This is a genomic window from Ruegeria sp. BI11, assembly GCF_056538005.1.
Genome location: NZ_JBQFSM010000002.1, coordinates 324704 through 338708 on the forward strand (window position 1 = coordinate 324704; position 14005 = coordinate 338708).

The 14005-nt window shown below is 56.2% G+C and carries 18 protein-coding genes; 11 read left to right on the forward strand and 7 right to left on the reverse strand.

The annotated features are described in order from the left end of the window. Positions 1-8 precede the first annotated feature (8 nt). A complete protein-coding gene (locus tag ACR0DT_RS06380; protein WP_480709938.1) occupies positions 9-848 on the forward strand; it encodes an SDR family NAD(P)-dependent oxidoreductase in 840 nt (279 codons plus the stop codon). A gap of 245 nt (positions 849-1093) precedes the next feature. On the opposite strand, the gene ACR0DT_RS06385 is transcribed toward ACR0DT_RS06380, so the two are convergent. Further along, positions 1094-2008 (reverse strand): LysR family transcriptional regulator, encoded by a 915-nt coding sequence (locus tag ACR0DT_RS06385; RefSeq protein WP_170689465.1) that lies wholly within the window; start codon positions 2006-2008, stop codon positions 1094-1096. A gap of 189 nt (positions 2009-2197) precedes the next feature. On the opposite strand from ACR0DT_RS06385, the gene ACR0DT_RS06390 reads away from it, so the two are divergent. The 6 genes from ACR0DT_RS06390 (at position 2198) to ACR0DT_RS06415 (ending at position 5668) form a co-directional block, all read left to right on the forward strand. After that, positions 2198-2818 carry a class I SAM-dependent methyltransferase gene (locus tag ACR0DT_RS06390; RefSeq protein ID WP_170689464.1) on the forward strand — a complete coding sequence of 207 codons (621 nt, stop codon included), beginning with the start codon at positions 2198-2200 and terminating at the stop codon, positions 2816-2818. Positions 2819-2852: 34 nt separating this feature from the next. Further along, on the forward strand, positions 2853-3509 hold the full coding sequence (locus ACR0DT_RS06395; RefSeq protein WP_480709939.1) for a DUF2306 domain-containing protein: 657 nt from the start codon (positions 2853-2855) through the stop codon (positions 3507-3509). A 62-nt stretch (positions 3510-3571) separates the two neighbouring features. Beyond that, complete coding sequence (locus tag ACR0DT_RS06400) at positions 3572-3991, forward strand: DUF6326 family protein (RefSeq protein ID WP_085824872.1); 420 nt, start codon at positions 3572-3574, stop codon at positions 3989-3991. Positions 3992-4020: 29 nt separating this feature from the next. Further along, the gene (locus ACR0DT_RS06405) at positions 4021-4698 is read left to right on the forward strand and encodes a methyltransferase domain-containing protein (RefSeq protein WP_480709940.1); all 678 of its coding nucleotides are present in this window, start codon (positions 4021-4023) and stop codon (positions 4696-4698) included. Positions 4699-4746: 48 nt separating this feature from the next. Next, on the forward strand, positions 4747-5118 hold the full coding sequence (locus ACR0DT_RS06410) for a VOC family protein (protein WP_480709941.1): 372 nt from the start codon (positions 4747-4749) through the stop codon (positions 5116-5118). A 76-nt stretch (positions 5119-5194) separates the two neighbouring features. Then, complete coding sequence (locus ACR0DT_RS06415) at positions 5195-5668, forward strand: GNAT family N-acetyltransferase (RefSeq protein ID WP_170410345.1); 474 nt, start codon at positions 5195-5197, stop codon at positions 5666-5668. Here ACR0DT_RS06415 and ACR0DT_RS06420 read toward each other — a convergent pair. From ACR0DT_RS06420 to ACR0DT_RS06440, 5 genes are read right to left on the reverse strand one after another with little or no spacing between them, the layout of a single operon-like run. Further along, complete coding sequence (locus tag ACR0DT_RS06420; RefSeq protein ID WP_480709942.1) at positions 5643-5864, reverse strand: hypothetical protein; 222 nt, start codon at positions 5862-5864, stop codon at positions 5643-5645. The two genes, ACR0DT_RS06415 and ACR0DT_RS06420, sit on opposite strands and share 26 nt — an antisense overlap. Continuing rightward, a complete protein-coding gene (locus ACR0DT_RS06425) occupies positions 5861-6541 on the reverse strand; it encodes an NAD-dependent epimerase/dehydratase family protein (RefSeq protein ID WP_480709943.1) in 681 nt (226 codons plus the stop codon). The genes ACR0DT_RS06420 and ACR0DT_RS06425 overlap by 4 nt, the downstream gene beginning before the upstream one ends. Next, a complete protein-coding gene (locus tag ACR0DT_RS06430; protein WP_480709944.1) occupies positions 6525-7004 on the reverse strand; it encodes an SRPBCC family protein in 480 nt (159 codons plus the stop codon). The genes ACR0DT_RS06425 and ACR0DT_RS06430 overlap by 17 nt, the downstream gene beginning before the upstream one ends. Before the next feature lie 21 nt (positions 7005-7025). Continuing rightward, a complete protein-coding gene (locus tag ACR0DT_RS06435; protein WP_480709945.1) occupies positions 7026-7469 on the reverse strand; it encodes a hypothetical protein in 444 nt (147 codons plus the stop codon). A 21-nt stretch (positions 7470-7490) separates the two neighbouring features. Next, the gene (locus ACR0DT_RS06440; RefSeq protein ID WP_480709946.1) at positions 7491-8372 is read right to left on the reverse strand and encodes an oxidoreductase; all 882 of its coding nucleotides are present in this window, start codon (positions 8370-8372) and stop codon (positions 7491-7493) included. Between the two features lie 78 nt (positions 8373-8450). On the opposite strand from ACR0DT_RS06440, the gene ACR0DT_RS06445 reads away from it, so the two are divergent. After that, positions 8451-9014 carry a TetR/AcrR family transcriptional regulator gene (locus tag ACR0DT_RS06445; RefSeq protein ID WP_480709947.1) on the forward strand — a complete coding sequence of 188 codons (564 nt, stop codon included), beginning with the start codon at positions 8451-8453 and terminating at the stop codon, positions 9012-9014. Positions 9015-9253: 239 nt separating this feature from the next. Here the strand turns inward: ACR0DT_RS06445 and ACR0DT_RS06450 are convergent, their stop codons facing one another. Further along, complete coding sequence (locus tag ACR0DT_RS06450; RefSeq protein ID WP_480709948.1) at positions 9254-9808, reverse strand: cupin domain-containing protein; 555 nt, start codon at positions 9806-9808, stop codon at positions 9254-9256. A gap of 155 nt (positions 9809-9963) precedes the next feature. Between ACR0DT_RS06450 and aptA the strand changes: the two genes are divergently transcribed. The 3 genes from aptA to ald are packed head-to-tail and all read left to right on the forward strand — an operon-like array spanning position 9964 to position 13967. After that, a complete protein-coding gene (gene aptA / locus ACR0DT_RS06455) occupies positions 9964-11286 on the forward strand; it encodes an omega-aminotransferase AptA (RefSeq protein ID WP_480709949.1) in 1323 nt (440 codons plus the stop codon). Positions 11287-11320: 34 nt separating this feature from the next. Further along, positions 11321-12832, forward strand: coding sequence for a CoA-acylating methylmalonate-semialdehyde dehydrogenase (locus ACR0DT_RS06460; protein ID WP_480709950.1), 1512 nt, complete (start codon positions 11321-11323; stop codon positions 12830-12832). Between the two features lie 25 nt (positions 12833-12857). After that, positions 12858-13967, forward strand: a complete 1110-nt coding sequence (gene ald, locus ACR0DT_RS06465) for an alanine dehydrogenase (RefSeq protein ID WP_480709951.1) — start codon at positions 12858-12860, stop codon at positions 13965-13967. Positions 13968-14005 lie beyond the last annotated feature (38 nt).

The window sequence follows — 14005 nt, forward strand, 5'->3', positions numbered from 1 at the left end:
TGTAACGTATGACCCATCCCGCATTCCATTCCGACACTGTTGCCGTCATCACAGGTGGGGCGTCCGGCATTGGTCTCGCTGCCGCGTTGAAATTCGCTCAAATGGGCATGCGTGTGGTTGTCGTCGATCGGGATGCAGCGAAGCTGTCCACCGTCGCTGATCTGATCAGGGCTGCCGGGGCCGCAGATGTGATGACCGCCGAGGTCGATGTCAGCGATCGCTCACAATTGCAAGCGCTTGAGAAACGTGTGTCAGACCGTTTTGGCGGCACAGATATCCTGATGAACAATGCCGGTGTGGGCGGCAAATCATCCACATTGGACAATGCGGAACCATGGGAGAAAATGCTGGGCGTCAATCTGTGGGGGCCAATCCACGGCACGCAGGTCTTTGCCCCAAATATGATCGCCAGAGGCAGGCCGGGCGCAATCATAAACACCGGATCAAAACAGGGTATTACCACCCCGCCCGGAAACCCGGCCTACAATGTTTCAAAAGCGGCTTTGAAGGCCTATACCGAGGCATTGTCACACGAGTTGAGAACTGGCCCGGGACACAAAATCACAGCCCATCTGCTGGTTCCTGGCTTTGTATACACCGGCATGATCTCTGCACCGGAAAAACCCGCCTCTGCTTGGACCGCTGAGCAAACTGTTGATTTCTTTATTGACAGTGTGAACCGGGGTGACTTTTACATCCTGTGCCCGGACAACGACGTGACGCGGGATATCGACGAAAAGCGCATCGCATGGAACTTGGCGGACGTGATCGAAAATCGCCCCGCGCTTAGTCGCTGGCATCCGGACTACAAGAAATCTTTTGCCTCCTACATGGATGGTGCCGGCTGACCGTATTAGCCGACACTCCAAGGGCAAAATTGCATGTTGCGACCACAAAGACTCGAGCGGCCCAAAGCTGCCCTCTATAGCGACAGACGTCGCTGCGATGCAGCTTCTACAAAGCGGACGTTGATCAACTGCGCAGCATTTCCAACATTAGCGTACACTCATCGGACAAAACGAACTCTTGCAACCGCAGCTTCAATTGTTGCCACGCGACCTCACTTGCTCCGGGATCGGCGCATTTACACATGTCAATCGCCGCCACTTCGGCGCTTCGCAACGTCTGACAGACCCCGGGCCAGCAGGTCGAATACGATCCGGATACGGCGGCTGGTCTGTAACTCCCGATGGGTGACCAGCCAGATTGGAAACTCAAGCGAAGGGAAATCCGGCAAGACCTTCTCTATGCCAGGTTCAGCCTCGCCCAACGTTTCGGGCTGCATAGAGACGCCGTAGCCCGCTTTCACCAATTCCCATGCGACGACACCGCTCTCGCTCGACATCACGAAGCTCTCTGCACGAACGGGCACGCCCATGTTGTGCAGTGGGGCCATTAGCCGCTCGGGGTCGGCATTGCCGACGAAATCGAGTGCGGCCACATCGCGCGGTGTCCGTGGGCGGCTTGCACGATCGAGATAGTCGGTCGCGGCATAGAGAGTGGCGCGAAAGTCGCCCAAGTGCCGTGCGATCAGGTCCGGCTGATCTGGGCGGACGTGGCGTATCGCGATGTCCGCCTCGCGCTGCGTCAAATTCTGCATCTCACTCGACGCGAGAATGCGGACGCGGATGCCCGGCGCCATCTGTCTCAACGGCTTGAGCACGCCCGGCAGGATCGCTGCTGACAAGAGGTCCGTTCCCGTGACCGTGACCTCTCCGGTGACATCCTGAGATTTACCGTCGGCCACCATCGAGATGAGCGTCGCAGCCTCGCCCATCGTGCGCATGTGATCAATCAGGTCGCGCCCTGCTTCCGTCAAGGTAAGACCACGGACGCTGCGTTCTACCAACGTGACGCCAAGTGCCTCCTCCAACGCACCGATCTGCCGCCCTATCGTCGGCTGCGTTGTCTTCAGCACGCGCGCCGCACCGCTGAACGAGCCTTCCTCCGCTGTCGCGAGGAAGGCGCGTACCTGGTTCCAATCGAAGGAAACGGCCTGCCAGTTCATTCATGAGCGTATAGCAGGTGGACGAATTTAAGCAATCGACCTTTTATGAGCGCATGGATGATACCGGATGCGAAACGAGATCGGCCCGGTCTCTGCAATCGAAAGCGACACAATGCATTCCGCAGTTTCTTACGACTGGCGCATCCGCGCCGCTTCAAACCTGAAGTGCAACGCGCAAAGGAAACCGACATGACTGCCCAAGCCTTCTGGGACCGGCATGCGCCCAAGTACGCCAAGAAACCTATTGCCGATGTCACCGCCTACGAAGAAAAGCTGGAATGCGTCACTGCGCTTCTTCGATCGACCGATCGCGTTCTTGAAATCGGCTGCGGCACAGGCGGCACAGCCAGGAAGATCGCGCCTGTCGTCGCTCATGTGACCGCAACCGACCTCTCTGCCGAGATGATCCGGATCGCCCGGTCACGATCAGGTGGCGATGCCGCGGGAACACCAGAATTTCTTCAGGCGGAGGCGGCGCAACACATTCCTGGCCAACCGTTCGAGGTCGCTTGCGCGTTCAGCCTGCTTCACCTGGTGGATGACATGCCGACCGTGCTGGATTCAGTATTCCACCAAATGAAACCCGGCGGTCACTTCATATCAAAGACGGTTTGTCTGAAGGACGCGCCGCGCTGGATGCGAGCCATGGTTCGTTTGCTCATGGCCCTGCGGATCGCGCCTAATGTGATCATCTTGAGTCGCGCTGAATTGACCCGGCACCTGATCCGGGCCGGGTTCGAAATCGAGCAGACGCGGTACTTCGGAAAGAACCGACTGAGCCCCTTTATCGTCGCCCGCAAGCCCGCCTGAGGCAGACCGACACCTTATTCTGAGAGACTGAAGCATGTACTTTATCAGCCGTCGCGAATGGGCGTTCCTTGCCCTCGTGTTCCTCTACTCTTTCATTCCGGCAGTCGTCGGGCTGGTCCGGATTCCGGAACTTTTCGGCGCTCCGGCGATCATACCGCCGAACCCGCGTGCGGTGATCGATCCCCTCCCGATAACATTGCATATCCTCGGCAGTTCAGTTTTCTGCCTTGTGGGGGCTGTGCAGTTTCTGCCGAGCCTGAGGCGCTACCGCCCCGCCTTGCACAGGAACCTCGGGCGGATCGTGGCGGCCGCGGGATGCGTCAGCGCGCTTACCGGGCTATGGATGACCGTAGCTTACGTATTTCCCGACGCCCTGCAGGGACCATTGCTTTATGGGGCGAGGGTCACGCTTAGCCTCGCGATGATCGCCCTCATCGCATGGGCCGTCGTCGCGATCCGGTCGCGAAACGTCGCTGCGCACCGCGCTGCGATGCAGCGCGCTTATGCCATCGGCCAAGGGGCCTCAACGCAGACCGCGCTCTTTCTGGTCACGATGGGCCTCTTCGACACTGAGCCGTCGGGGTTTTCGCGAGACCTCCTGATGGTTGGGGCGTGGGCCATCAACCTTGCGATTGCGGAACTCCTGATCCCCCGCGCCTTTGCAACGCGCACATCCGGTGCCGTGATCTGAACCCAATCGTGCTCCCGGCCTGACACCGGCAAACTCCAGAAACACAGAAAGAAGGCACCAAAATGAGACGGCTCGATCCCCATATTCTTCTGTCGGCCCTGTGGCTGTTCATACTGCTCAACATCATCTTTCGCGACATTCACCAGTTTGTTCTCGCGTCCCATATCGAGATGCTGCTGACAGGCCATTATAACGGCATCGAGATCACCGAAGGGCTGATGCTTCTCGGCGGTTTCCTCGTCCAGGTGCCGATTGCGATGGTGCTCTTTTCGCTCCTGCTAACCCGCAGGATCGGTCGCCCTGTCACCTTCCTTGCAGTGATCGTCACGACGGGTACACTCCTTTCCTCGGCCCCCACCGACATGGATGACACCTTCCACCTCGCTATCGAGATCGTGGCTCTAATGGCAATTCTCTGGACTGCATGGACGTGGCCCGAGCACGAACACACCGCGCCGCAATCCGACGCAAGTTCTTCGTAAAAAACGTGTGCGCACCGCGGACACTATGAATGAGTAATAGGACTAAAGAGATGTTGGCAGAAACGCCTTTAGACGATGCGGTCGATCTTTATGACAAACTCGCACCTCGCTATGACAAACTTCATCATCGCTGGCTGCGTCATGCAGGCGGCGAGGCGCAGGCCGCCCTGGAAGGCCTTGTGCGTGCACTTGCGTCGCCGAATTCGAGTTTTTTGGATGCTGGCTGCGGCACCGGCAATCTGGCACGTGCATTGATTGCCGAGGGTATGCCCCCGAATTTGATGACCCTTCTCGACCCGTCCGCGTCGATGCTTGCACGCTGCGCCGACATTCCCGTGCCAAAGATACAAGGACGGTTGGAGTCCCTGCCGTTTGAGGATGGCACCTTCGATCTTGTGACGTGTGCTTGGGCTTTGGAAACCGTCCCCGATCCCTATCTGGCTTTGACTGAGCTTTGCAGGGTTGTTCGAGCCGGCGGCGCGCTTTGTCTCGCGTTTTGCGCGGACGAGCCTGCCCGTGGTCTTGCCGGAAGCCTCATGCGCCAGGCGCTTTTGTTTCGCGGGACCGGCCGATTTATGTCCCGCTCCCGATTGATGCAGGCAATCGAGCGTTTCGAAAATTTTGAAGTGCGGGCAATTCCGAGCCATGGTCCGGCCTCGACCTTACTTGCAAGGCGGTCTGGCGCAGCAACCCAGGTGTCTTTGTAGCCGGGCTTAAAGTTGAAAATGACGCCCACAGAATTACGGAGATCAAGCATGATCGGATATGTTACCTTCGGAACCAACAACTTCGAGGCCGCGCTGAAATTCTACGACGCCTTGTTTTCGAGTGTGGGCGCAAACCGCCTTTGGAAACACGGCGATATGGCCGCATGGGGCCGCTCAAGGGCCGAGCCTGCGTTATGCCTTGTTTGTCCGTTCAATGGGGAACCGGCAAGTGTTGGAAACGGGGTGATGGTCGCTTTGAAAATGACCAACAGAAAAGCCGTCGATACGCTTCACGCCAAGTGCCTCGAACTTGGCGGAACAGATGAGGGCCCCCCCGGTCCGCGCGGAGATCATGGTTTCTACGGAGGGTATTTCCGGGATCTGGATGGCAACAAACTGAATGCCTATGTCGCAGCGTGACAGCAGGCATAGAGTTGGCTGTTGAAATATCGCGTTCAGAGGACAATGAGCGACGAGCACATCGAAAGACGCCGCAATGAGATCTGAAATAAAATTCGTCCGATTGTCGGAAATCGACCCAGCCGAAATCTTGGCGCACATGTCCGACCCTCGTGTGGCCGAGCATATGCCGCTTCTGAAATTTACTTGGAATGCCGAGACAGTGGCGCGGTTTGTCGCCAAAAAGGAAGAGTGTTGGCGCCGTGATGGACTTGGGCATTGGGCATTTTTGTCCGATGACCGATATGTCGGCTGGGGTGGATTTCAAAAAGAAGGAGTCGAGTGGGATTTCGGACTGGTCTTGCGGCCCGACACGTTTGGCCTCGGGCCGCGCATCTCGCGAAAGGCGATCGACTTTGCAATTTCCGATGAACGCATCCCGTATGTGACCTTCCTTTTACCACCGTCACGCACGAACCTGCGGGCACTCGACAGACTTGGTGCTTGGCGGGTTGGCGAAGTCGATTATGACGGCGCGACCTTCCTCAAATTTCAACTTGCGACAGAGTGACAGCATTGTCCGATTTCTGGTACATCGCCAGCTCCAGAGTGTGTTGTAACTCGCGGCCCATAGCCGCCGTCCTTGCGGAAGTTGAATGCTGCATTGCGGCTTCCCAGAAGCGGACATTGAAAGACGCCTGTTGAAAACTGAACAGCTCGAGGCGCTGCAATGAGTAGATTATACTCAGGCGCAGCCACAGCTTCATCCGAGCAACATACGCATTTCCCCATTTTCAAGGACAGCAGAACGACGAGGATCGTGTATCGCAGTATGAACCATGGCATGAGCCAAATCATCGGAAGTTACACCGATGGACGGCATCAGCCTTTGGAGCGGTTTGAAAAGATAATCAGCTGTCTTCCATGTGTTCTTCGGGCCTGACGGCGCAATATAACCTGGACGAAAGGCGAATTTCCGTTCGAGGTCAGATGCAAACAATTTGCTCTCCGCCTCGCCTTTTATCTTCAGCGCGAAGGACATGCCGCCGCCATCTGGCCGAGCACCCTGGGCAGAAAACAAGCAGAACGTCACACCGGGCGCAGACCTCTCGCAAGTCGCCAGCAAGGCGCGTAACCAATCGACTGTGATCTCCTCGTATTCCACTCGACTGACTCGCGCGGAATAAGTGGCAAGGCAATGGAAGACAGTGTCGATGCCATCGAGATAGGGTTCGATGGCTTGGGTATCGCCGAATGCTGCAAACCTCACATCGGTCAGCTTTGGGTCGTCTATATTGCACGGCCTGCGCCCAATTGACACGATTTCGCGCGCAGTTTTTTCGTTCAGCAATGCCGCAAGTACCGAGGTACCCACCATCCCAGTCGCACCGGTCAGCAGGACGCGCCCAAGTGGTCGTGTTGTCTTGTCAGGCGGATTGAGCACGGCGCTCTGCCTCGGTTTTCAAGCCGCGATTGAAAGCTTGGTAACCTTCCACATACATTTTCGCCAAGCGCCCGCCCATCAGGAAGGTTATGCCACCCATGATCTCGTCGGATTGTACGAAGCGGGTTCTGCCACCTTCCAGCGGTTCGACACAAAAGTGATGGTTGTCGCGAATGCCGCCCGGCCCCTTCTCAGCCCAGAAAAACTCCGTCCCCTCCACGACCGAGATCGTGTGATCCAAGGTGGTCAGTTTCTCCTTTGCTGAATCAAGCTGAAAGTCGACGGTGATTGTCGATCCATCCTTGATCTCTCCCTTGATACCCACAAGGAACACAGCCCAGTCCTTGTAGTTTGCCGTGTCGGTCAGAACCGACCAGACCAGGTCCGCCGGCGCATCGATCAAAATGTCTGTGTGGATTTTGTGATGTGAGAGGTTCACCTTTTCCGATGATCCGGTTTCCATGACTGTCCTTCCGTTGCGGTCTCAGGCGCTCAGCGGCGACACGCGATCACTGCCCTGAATTGTGATCAGCCCGAAACGATCCCGCATGCGCTTGGATCGAAAAAGGTAGATCGAGATGATGATGTAATTGACGCATTCCTGGGCGAAGTTCCGGTAGCGATCCGGATTTTCTAGCATGTCGAAGGTTTGCACAGCACACATCGTGGCAAGCGCGGTGAACATCACCAGCATGGCAATCGGAGTGACGCTCCAGCGCAGGACGTATCCGGCCAGATAGGTGGCACCCGATGCGGTGATCAGGATCCAATGGAGAGTTTGCATGCCCGGCGGAAAGGTCGCGTTTTGCAAAGACATGAGCGGTGCCAGACCGGTGAAGTATTCAAGAAACCCGAGAACCCCCCAGCCCAACATGATACCAGAGGCGAGTACGATCAGATACTCGAACCCTTGCGAGAGACGATCCATGAACGTGTCCATCACAGTCCCTCAGATCGCGAATGTCTGACCGGTCATCTCTTCCGAGAGACGCCACAGACGTTTGGCCAAATCGTGGTCGTCGCAAATCGGATTGCGGTTCGCGACACCGGTCTTGCCGCTCATCTCTTCGGGGCCTGTAGGGCCGTAGTATTCGCCACCTTTGACCTGATTAGACAAAGCGGCGAACAGAGACGGCTTCGCGGCGTCTTCGTTTGAGTGCAGAAGTTGTTCGACTTGTGCCTTCATGTTAGCGCGCGTTGCTTCGTCCAAATCGTTGAACAGACCGGAGTCCGACCCGCCCGGATGCACAGTCAGCGATTTCAGCGACTTGCCCGAAGCCTTGAGGCGACGGTCCAGTTCGTCACCGAAGAGCAGGCAGGCAAGCTTGGATTGACCGTAAGCAACGCCGCCATCCTGGCCGCATGTCAGATCGTCAAAGTGAATGTTCGCATTCTTGTGGGCGATACTGGAGAGTGAGACGATCCGCGATGCAGGGTTGTCAGGGATCATGTCGATCAGACGCGCAGTCAGCAGGAAATGTCCCAGGTGGTTGGTTGCGAACTGCAGCTCGACACCATCTGCATTCGTTTGAACGGAGTACAGCAAGATACCCGCGTTGTTTATCAGCACATCCAGCTTGGAGTACCGGGCGCGGAAAGCCTCAGCGAACGCGCGAACCGAAGTCAAATCGCTTAAGTCCAGCACGAGGATGTCGATTGATGCGGGGGGAATCCGCGCGAGCACGTTTGCTTTGGCCGCTTCGGCTTTTTCAAGGCTGCGGCACGCCATGACGACGTGAAAACCTGCTTCGGCCATACCGACTGTTGTTTCAAACCCGATGCCATTGTTCGCACCGGTGACGATTGCGATTTTCTCAGATTGTTTAGACATCTCGCGTCCTGACAAGTTGACATTTTGTGGGTGATTGTCAATATTGACACTAAGCGCTCATTTGTCAATATGTAAATCATGGAAGATCGCTACGACTACATCCTCGCAGCCGCGAAGCAGCTTTTTCTTCGCTACGGCGTGAAGCGAACGGGCATGAACGACATCGCCCAAGAAGCGGGCATCTCGCGCCAAACACTTTACAAGGCATTCGCAAACAAGGACGAGGTGCTGCGGGCCACAATCCGTTCGCTGGCAGACAGGGTCGTTCTGGATATCGAGACCGGACTTGAAAAAGTTGATGACCTTGGTGCGCAACTTGATGTGGTCTTCAAATACGCCGTCATCGAGCATTATGACTTTTTGCAATCCTCGCCCAATGCCGAGGACATCATCGCTGGCGTAACCTCGACAAGTCAGAAAGAGCTGGAGGCTGGCGCAATGCGAAACACAAAGATCATTGCACGCATCCTGGAGCGATATTCAAGCGCGATCGAAAACTGTGACCTGACTGTTGATCAGTACGCGGACTTCATTCAGTGCTCCTCAACAGCGGCCAAGTACAGCGCAAAGAGCAAAAAACACTTGGTCGAATTGTTATCCGCTTTGCGAATGTCGGCGTTGAAAGTCACCAGCAGCGTTTAGACGGGCTCGGCCCAGAGCCGACTTTGAGCACTTCGTTGGATTTCGCAGCCGCAGCCCGCATTCCGGCCATTCGCTGCAAGCGCGAAATCTAAAAGGACCGCCGTTGAGGATCGCGTGAGAAAGGCGACAATTGGCTCCTGATCGTGAATGTCGATTTCATTTCTTCATTCTGAGTTGGTTATCGAATTTGACTATCCCGCGAAATATTGAAGCACTCACAGAAGAGCTCTTTCATTTAGTCAGAACGACGAAGGAGTGCAGGCGCTGATCACTTTGCATGGCGTATCACCAGCATTCCGAAACCTGTGTGGCAATATGCTTGAGAAGTAGTACGCGTCCCCGGGGCCCAGAACCCTTGACTGCCCATCTACTGTGACCTCAAGACGGCCCTCTATCACAACCGCACATTCCTCTCCTTCGTGCGACAGTACAGATCGACCCGAGTCGGCACCGACATCGTACTCTTCAATGAGCATCTGGAGTTTTCTGTCTCGGCGCTCTCCTGCGACAAGCAAATAGGAGACTCCAGGTGATCCCAAGTCGCGCATTCTTTCGTGCGGGTAAAAAAACGACTCCTCGTTTTGCAATTCAAAACTGAAGAAGAAGCCCAAATTGACGTCTACCGAGGCAAGGATCTTCTTTAGCAGCGCCACGGAAGGCTGAGTTGAACCACTTTCGATTTGAGAAATCGTTCCGCTACCCACTCCCGCGCGTTTGGCCATTTCGCGTTGACTGAGGCCCTTGGTCGTCCGAATCAACTTTAGACGACGTGCTGTTTCGAGATCTGATGACAAAACCGTTACTCTGGTGATTTCTTGCTTCGGATCGAAAGCATTCTAAGGGCGCAACGATTTTTTTCAATAACTTACAGATTAAAATAAAGCCGGGTGTGCGGAAGACCTGAATTCTGCAAGGATTTGTCATCAAATGAAAATCTGCTTCACGAGGAATGAACGTGCTCGATCAACCCAACACAATGTCATCGTTTTGGATGCCGTTTTCAGCCAATCGTGATTTCCTTCGCGAGCCCCGAATGATCCAAGCAGCCGAGGGGATGTACTACACCAGTTCTGATGGTCGGAAGGTCATGGATGGCACCGCCGGGCTGTGGTGCGTCAACGCGGGTCACCGGGATCCACTAATCGTTGAGGCCGTGCAAAAACAGGTGCACGAGTTGGATTACGCACCGAACTTCCAGTTCTCCCACCCTCAGGCGTTTGAGTTGTCGGCAAAGCTGACAGCGATGATGCCTGAGGGGATGAACCACGCATTCTTCACCAACTCTGGCTCAGAGTCTGTCGATACTGCGCTCAAGATCGCGCTGCATTACCACCGGATGCGTGGTGACGGAACTCGCACCCGCTTGATCGGACGTGAACGTGGTTACCACGGTACCGGATTCGGTGGCATCTCGGTGGGCGGCATCGTTAAGAACCGGATGCATTTCGGGACGCTCCTGACAGGAGTGGATCATTTGCGACACACGCATGATCCAGAAAAAAATGCCTTTTCCCGCGGTTGCCCGGAACACGGTGCGGAACTGGCTGATGATCTGGAACGATTGGTCGCGCTTCACGATGCCTCGACCATCGCGGCAGTGATCGTTGAACCAATGGCTGGGTCCACCGGTGTGCTTCTGCCGCCGAAGGGATACTTGAGGCGACTACGGGAAATCTGCGACCGCCATGGCATTCTGCTGATTTTCGACGAGGTCATCACCGCCTTTGGTCGTTTGGGTGTGGCAACAGCATCGGAGTTTTTCGATGTGAAGCCGGACATCATCACGACGGCCAAAGGCCTGACCAATGGCGTCATCCCGATGGGTGCGGTCGTTGTTTCAGACAAGATCTATGACTCGGCGATGGAAAATGCAGATGCGCCGATCGAGCTGTTCCACGGCTATACCTATTCCGCCAATCCTGTATCCTGCGCCGCCGCGCTGGCTACGCTGGAAAGCTACAAACAGAACGATCTGTTCCGCCGCGCTGCGTTGCTGTCGGGGCCTTGGGAGGATCAGCTTCACAGCCTCAGGGATCTGCCGAATGTCATCGATATTCGCAATCTGGGACTGGTGGGCGCGGTCGAGCTGGCACCACGAGAGGGCGCACCGGGTGCACGGGGCTATGATGCGATGAAACGGGCCTGGGACGCGGGAATAATGATCCGTGTCACAGGTGACATCATCGCCTTGTCGCCACCACTAATCATCTCGGAGCCCGAAATAACGACACTTTGTCAAACACTTGGAGAGGTATTGGCTGACTTGCCATAACCCCTGATTTCTAACCCCAAAAAGGACTGACATCATGAAAGATGCATCCCCGATCACCTTGATCGGCCACTACATTAATGGCCAAATCACTGTTCCTTCCAGCGAAAAGACCCAGCCGGTATTCAACCCCGCAACCGGGGCACAAACCGGCGCGGTGTCGCTGGCGACGGTACAGACGGTTGACGATGCGGTTGCAACTGCCAAAGCAGCGTTTCCCAAATGGTCGAATACCCCGCCGATCCGCCGCGCCCGCCTTATGAACAACTTTCTGGCCCTGGTACGCGAGCATAAGGACGATCTGGCCGGCGCCATCACTGTCGAACACGGCAAGGTGTTCACAGATGCGCAGGGTGAAGTTGAGCGCGGCATCGACATCATCGAGTTTGCCTGCGGTATCCCGCAACTCCTCAAAGGCGATTACACCGAGCAGGTCTCCACCGGAATGGACAACTGGACAACGCGTCAGGCGTTGGGCGTTGTGGCTGGGATCACTCCCTTCAACTTCCCGGTCATGGTGCCGATGTGGATGTTCCCGATCGCCATCGCCGCAGGCAATACCTTTATCCTGAAGCCGTCGCCGACTGATCCGTCCGCAGCGCTGCTGTATGCGGATCTGATGCAGAAAGCCGGTTTCCCCGATGGTGTGTTCAACGTCGTGCAAGGTGACAAGGTTGCCGTTGATGCGTTGTTGGAGAACGACGACGTCAAGGCCGTGTCCTTTGTCGGTTCGACCCCGATTGCGAACTACATCTATGAAGTTGGCGCGCGGCACGGCAAACGCGTTCAGGCTCTGGGTGGTGCAAAGAACCACATGTTGGTTATGCCCGATGCCGATATGAACAAGGCTGCGGACGCCCTGATCGGCGCAGCCTTTGGCTCGGCAGGCGAACGCTGCATGGCGATCTCGGTTGCTCTGCTGGTTGGTGATGCTGCCGATAAACTCATGCCGGTCCTGAAAGAGCGCGCCGAAACTCTGAAGGTCAAGAATGGCCTTGAGTTGGACGCCGAGATGGGTCCGATCGTCACAGCCGCTGCGCGTGATCGGATCAAAGGGTACATTGACTCTGGCGTTGCAGAAGGTGCTGACCTACTGGTCGATGGTCGCGACTATACTGTCGATGGGCACGAGGCAGGCTATTTCTTGGGTGGCACCCTGTTCGACAACGTTACAACCGACATGAAGATCTACAGGGAAGAGATCTTCGGCCCCGTCCTGTCCTGCGTCCGCGTCTCGACCTTCGCGGAAGGCCTGCAACTAATCAACGACCACGAGTTCGGCAACGGCGTGTCGCTGTTCACTCGCGACGGCAATGTAGCGCGCGAGTTCGGCAAGCAGGTTCAGGTCGGCATGGTCGGCGTCAATGTTCCGATCCCGGTTCCGATGGCCTGGCACGGTTTTGGCGGCTGGAAGAAGAGCCTGTTCGGCGACATGCACGCCTATGGCGAAGAAGGCGTTCGTTTCTACACCAAGCAGAAATCCATCATGCAGCGTTGGCCCGAAAGCATCTCGGAAGGTGCCGAGTTCGTCATGCCAACGGCTAAATGACCATCCGATCCAAGGAGTGAAGAATATGTTCATTGGTGTTCCCAAGGAAATCAAGAACCATGAATACCGTGTTGGCTTGACCCCTGAAAGCGTCGCGGAACTGGTTTCTCATGGTCACAACGTCATCGTAGAGGCCAATGCCGGCACGGGCATTGGGGCTGATGATGATGCCTATCGTGCCGCTGGCGCGGAGATTGCCGAAACCGCAGCGGATATCTTTGCCAATGCTGAGATGATTGTGAAGGTGAAGGAACCTCAGGCCGTTGAACGCGCTATGCTGCGGGAAGGTCAGATCCTTTACACCTATCTGCATCTGGCCCCCGACCCAGAACAGACCAAAGATCTGGTCGACTCGGGCGCTGTCTGCATCGCTTATGAAACCGTCACCGACGACAATGGTGGTCTGCCCCTGTTGAAACCGATGAGCCAAGTTGCCGGTCGCATGTCGATCCAGGCCGGTGCCGGTGCGTTGGAGAAAGCAAAGGGAGGCCTGGGCGTGCTGCTGGGCGGTGTGCCTGGTGTGAAACCAGGCAAGGTCGTGATCATCGGTGGCGGTGTTGTTGGGTTCAATGCAGCTCAAATGGCCGTCGGCTTGCACGCGGACGTGACCATTCTGGACCGCAATCCGGCAGTCCTTGAGAAATTGGAGAACCATTTCGAGGCGTCGGCCAAGGTTGTCTATTCAACCAAAGCTGCACTGGAGGAAGAAGTCACCAATGCCGATCTGGTTGTTGGCGCGGTTCTGATCCCGGGCGCTGCTGCGCCCAAGCTGGTCTCGCGCGAGCTGATCTCGAAAATGAAACCCGGTGCCGTCGTCGTGGACGTGGCGATCGATCAGGGCGGCTGCTTTGAAACGTCCAAAGCCACCACTCACGCAGAGCCTACCTATGTTGTCGACGATGTTGTTCATTACTGCGTCGCTAACATGCCGGGCGCAGTCGCCCGAACCTCGACCTATGCACTGAACAACGTCACGCTGCCGCACGCTCTGGCTATTGCCAAGAATGGCTGGAAGCAGGCGCTTGCAGACAATCGTCACCTGATGAATGGCCTGAACGTGGCCCACGGAAAGGTGACGTACAAGGCTGTGGCCGATGACCTTGGATACGAGTTCATCGCCCCGGAACTTTGCTGAACTGAAGCAAAGAAATGTCCCACCGCGCGTAATGCGGC

Bases quoted from the DNA above. Each gene is read 5' to 3' on its own strand.
- ACR0DT_RS06440 (WP_480709946.1), bottom strand. From the start codon at position 8,372: ATGTCTAAACAATCTGAGAAAATCGCAATCGTCACCGGTGCGAACAAT.
- ald (WP_480709951.1), top strand. From the start codon at position 12,858: ATGTTCATTGGTGTTCCCAAGGAAATCAAGAACCATGAATACCGTGTT.
- ACR0DT_RS06380 (WP_480709938.1), top strand. From the start codon at position 9: ATGACCCATCCCGCATTCCATTCCGACACTGTTGCCGTCATCACAGGT.
- ACR0DT_RS06400 (WP_085824872.1), top strand. From the start codon at position 3,572: ATGAGACGGCTCGATCCCCATATTCTTCTGTCGGCCCTGTGGCTGTTC.
- ACR0DT_RS06430 (WP_480709944.1), bottom strand. From the start codon at position 7,004: ATGGAAACCGGATCATCGGAAAAGGTGAACCTCTCACATCACAAAATC.
- ACR0DT_RS06405 (WP_480709940.1), top strand. From the start codon at position 4,021: ATGAGTAATAGGACTAAAGAGATGTTGGCAGAAACGCCTTTAGACGAT.
- ACR0DT_RS06385 (WP_170689465.1), bottom strand. From the start codon at position 2,008: ATGAACTGGCAGGCCGTTTCCTTCGATTGGAACCAGGTACGCGCCTTC.
- aptA (WP_480709949.1), top strand. From the start codon at position 9,964: ATGAACGTGCTCGATCAACCCAACACAATGTCATCGTTTTGGATGCCG.
- ACR0DT_RS06460 (WP_480709950.1), top strand. From the start codon at position 11,321: ATGAAAGATGCATCCCCGATCACCTTGATCGGCCACTACATTAATGGC.
- ACR0DT_RS06420 (WP_480709942.1), bottom strand. From the start codon at position 5,864: ATGAAGCTGTGGCTGCGCCTGAGTATAATCTACTCATTGCAGCGCCTC.
- ACR0DT_RS06415 (WP_170410345.1), top strand. From the start codon at position 5,195: ATGAGATCTGAAATAAAATTCGTCCGATTGTCGGAAATCGACCCAGCC.
- ACR0DT_RS06435 (WP_480709945.1), bottom strand. From the start codon at position 7,469: ATGGATCGTCTCTCGCAAGGGTTCGAGTATCTGATCGTACTCGCCTCT.
- ACR0DT_RS06445 (WP_480709947.1), top strand. From the start codon at position 8,451: ATGGAAGATCGCTACGACTACATCCTCGCAGCCGCGAAGCAGCTTTTT.
- ACR0DT_RS06390 (WP_170689464.1), top strand. From the start codon at position 2,198: ATGACTGCCCAAGCCTTCTGGGACCGGCATGCGCCCAAGTACGCCAAG.
- ACR0DT_RS06395 (WP_480709939.1), top strand. From the start codon at position 2,853: ATGTACTTTATCAGCCGTCGCGAATGGGCGTTCCTTGCCCTCGTGTTC.
- ACR0DT_RS06410 (WP_480709941.1), top strand. From the start codon at position 4,747: ATGATCGGATATGTTACCTTCGGAACCAACAACTTCGAGGCCGCGCTG.